This is a genomic window from Kutzneria sp. 744, assembly GCF_000568255.1.
In the GTDB taxonomy this organism is placed as follows: Bacteria; Actinomycetota; Actinomycetes; order Mycobacteriales; family Pseudonocardiaceae; genus Kutzneria.
This window is the reverse complement of sequence record NZ_KK037166.1, coordinates 10,141,505-10,144,718: the sequence shown is the minus strand read 5'-3', so window position 1 is coordinate 10,144,718 and position 3,214 is coordinate 10,141,505. Positions and strand designations below refer to the sequence as shown.

Annotated in this window: 2 protein-coding genes; both read right to left on the bottom strand. The window is 72.1% G+C overall.

Annotated elements, in window-relative coordinates:
• Positions 1 to 17: 17 nt before the first annotated feature.
• Complete coding sequence (locus KUTG_RS46215) at positions 18 to 1,349, bottom strand: class II 3-deoxy-7-phosphoheptulonate synthase (RefSeq protein WP_232241548.1); 1,332 nt, start codon at positions 1,347 to 1,349, stop codon at positions 18 to 20.
• Positions 1,350 to 1,417: 68 nt separating this feature from the next.
• Positions 1,418 to 1,570, bottom strand: coding sequence for a helix-turn-helix domain-containing protein (locus tag KUTG_RS62510; protein WP_198047890.1), 153 nt, complete (start codon positions 1,568 to 1,570; stop codon positions 1,418 to 1,420).
• Positions 1,571 to 3,214: the final 1,644 nt, after the last annotated feature.

The following is a 3,214-nucleotide window of genomic DNA, read 5'->3' as shown; positions in this document are numbered from 1 at the left end:
CGCCGAACAGCACTACCTCAGACGGCGCGCAGCATCTCCGCCACCGTGAACGCCAACTCCAGTGACTGCTGGGTGTTCAGCCGGGGATCGCAGGCGGTCTCGTACCGTTCCGCCAGCCCCGCGTCCGAGATGTCCTGCGCGCCGCCGAGACACTCGGTGACGTCCTCGCCGGTCAGCTCGACGTGCAGCCCGCCCGGATGGGTGCCCAGTTCCGCGTGCACGGCGAAGAAGCCGGCCACCTCGTCCACGATCCGGTCGAAGTGGCGGGTCTTGTAGCCGCCCGCCGACTCGTAGGTGTTGCCGTGCATGGGATCGCACTGCCAGATCACCAGATGTCCCGACGCCGTCACCGCTTCCACGATGGGCGCCAGCACCTCGCGCACCCGGCCGTGCCCCATCCGGGAGATCAGCGTCAGCCGTCCCGGGCGGTTGTCCGGGTCGAGGCGTTCCACGTACTCGACCGCCTGCGCCGGCGTCGTCGACGGGCCGATCTTCAGGCCGATCGGGTTGGCCAGCATCTCGGCCAGCGCCATGTGCGCGCCGTCCGGCTGCCGGGTGCGTTCGCCGATCCACGGCATGTGCGTCGACAGGCAGTAGAGCCTGCCGTCCGAAACCCGCAGCATCGGGCGTTCGTAGTCCAACAGCAGTGCCTCGTGCGAGGCGAAGATCTCCGTGCCGTGCAGCGAACCGTGGTCGACCCCGCACACCGCCATGAAACGCATGGCGCGGTCGATCTCGGTGGCCAGCGCCTCGTAACGGGCGCGGGCCGGGGTCATGCGCACGAAGTCCTGGTTCCAGTCGTGCACCTGGCGCAGATCGGCGATGCCGGCCTGGCCGGTCGCCGCACGCACCAGGTTCATCGTCGCCGCCGACACGGAATGGGCCTGCACCAGTCGTTTCGGGTCGGGCACGCGGGCGGCCGGCGTCGGGAACAGGGAGTTCACGATGTCGCCCCGGTACACCGGCAGGCCGAGCGAGTCGATCGTGTTGGACCTCGGCTTGGCGTACTGGCCGGCGATCCGGCCCACCTTCACCACCGGCAGGCTCGCCGCGTACGTCAGCACCACGGCCATCTGCAGCAGGGTCCGGATGTTGCCCCGGATGTGCGACTCGGTGTTCTCGGCGAACGTCTCGGCGCAGTCGCCGCCCTGCAACAGGAACGCCTCGCCGCGGGCCACCTGGGCGAGCCGGTCGTGCAGCAGGTCGATCTCGGCCGGCGTGGTGATCGGCGGAAGATTGCCGAGGGTGCGGCGCACGTCCGCGACGGCCGCCGGGTCGGGCCAGTCCGGCTGTTGCGCCGCCGGTCTGCCCAGCGCCTCGGCCAGGCGCAGCCGCATCGGCTCCGGCATGGCCGGATCCAGGTCGGGCGCCTCGGTGTCGTTCAGGGCAAGCACATCGCTCACCACGGTCGTCCCCCTCATCCGGTCTTGGTCAACTCGGTGCGCAGATCGACCGGAAGGTCCTTGCGGCGCTTCACGTCGAGCTTGCGGTACACGCGGGTCAGGTGCTGTTCCACGGTGCTTGGCGTGACGTAGAGCCGGGCGGCGATCTCGCGGTTGGTGTAGCCCATGACCGCGAGCGACGCGACCCGACGCTCCGAACTGAACAGTGAGCCGATCCCGACCGCCGGGCTCGATGCCCGCCGGCCGCAGGTCCGGCGACACCGTGTCCTCCGCGGCCTCGCCGGACACCGCGAACAGCTCGGTCGCCAGCGGCTGGGCACCGCACATGTTCGCCACGTGCAACGCCTGGCGCAGCAGCAATCGCGCCCGCCGCTTCTGTTGCGCGGCATTGCAGGCCTGGCCCAGGTCGGCCAGCACCCTTGCCTGGCCGAACCGGTCACCGGAGCGCTCCAGCAACTCCAGCGCCTCGGTGCACAACGACATCCGCCGGCTCGGCGGGCTGGCCAGCGCCAGCAGCCACAACCCGGTGCCGCGGATCCGGGTGCCGTCGACGCCGGGCCGGGCCAGCTGGTCGAAGATCAGCAGCCGGGCCTGGTCGGAATTGCCCAGCCGCAGCCACGCCTCCGCCGCGCTCGTGCGCCACGGCGCCAGCCCGGCGATGTCCAGTCCCCAGTCGCGCATGAGCTCGCCGCACGAGCGGAAATCGGCCAGCGCCGCGTGCGCGTGGTTGGTGGCCAGGTGGTACTGGCCGCGGGCCCACAGATAGCCGAGCCCGTAGCGGCTGGTGAACATGCCCTCCGGGATCGAGTACGTGAGGTACTTCGCGGCCTCCTCGTACCGACCCATCCGGGTTGCCGCGAGGATGAGGCTGCCCAGCGGCAGCCCCACGGCGACGCCCCACGACCGCGCCGGCAGGTGACGCAGCGCGGTCGTCGCGTGCCGCAGGCCGGCGGCCAGATCGCCGTCGCGGACCGCGATCTCGGCGCGGACCGTGGCCAGCAGCGCGCGCCGCACGACGTCCGGCCGGCCCGCCAGGTCGGCCAGCAGCCGGTCATGCCACTCGACCGCCTTGTCATTGCGGTCGGCGTAGACGAAGGCCAGCAGCGCCAACAGCACCGCCTCGTCGGTCCACGCCGTGTCACGGCTCAACCGCAGGTCCCGCAACACGTCCTCGGCGCGGGCCACGGTCTCGTCGTCCTGTCCGCGGGCCAGCGCCCCGGCGAGCACCGCCGTGGAACGCAGCCACGGGTCGGTGTTCGACGCGTCGGCCGGTTGCGGCCCGGTCGTGGCGCCGGTCCGCCGCCGCACCAGCGTCGGATGCGTGTACGCCAGCCAGGCATCCAGGTCGCGCACGGCGCCCTCGGCCGGGCCGGGGTCGGCCCGCAACAGCCGCATGAGGTCGGCCGCATCCTGGTTCCTGCTGTGCCACAACAGTTGTCGCAACAGCACCGGCCATCGGCTCCGGTCCAGCGTCGAGTCCCGCGCGGCGGCGATCAGCCGGTCGAGGTGCCGAGCCGCGGCGCCCGGGTTGACCGACCACTCGGCGTCGGCCAGCTTGGCCAGGATCGCGGCGCGTTCCCGCTCCCCCGTGGTGAGTTCGAGCGCCGTCTCGAGAAACCGGGCCGCCGCTTCACCGTCGTGGTCGAGCTGCGCGAGATCGGCCGCCTCCACGAGCACCGGGGCGGCCCACGCCGCGGTCACGTCGTTGGCCGCCACGAGATGCCGCGCCACCCGCGTGGCCGAGGCGCCCCGGTTGTGCAGCAACTCCGCGGCCTTGCGGTCCAGTCCGGCCCGTTCGGCCGGGGTCAGGC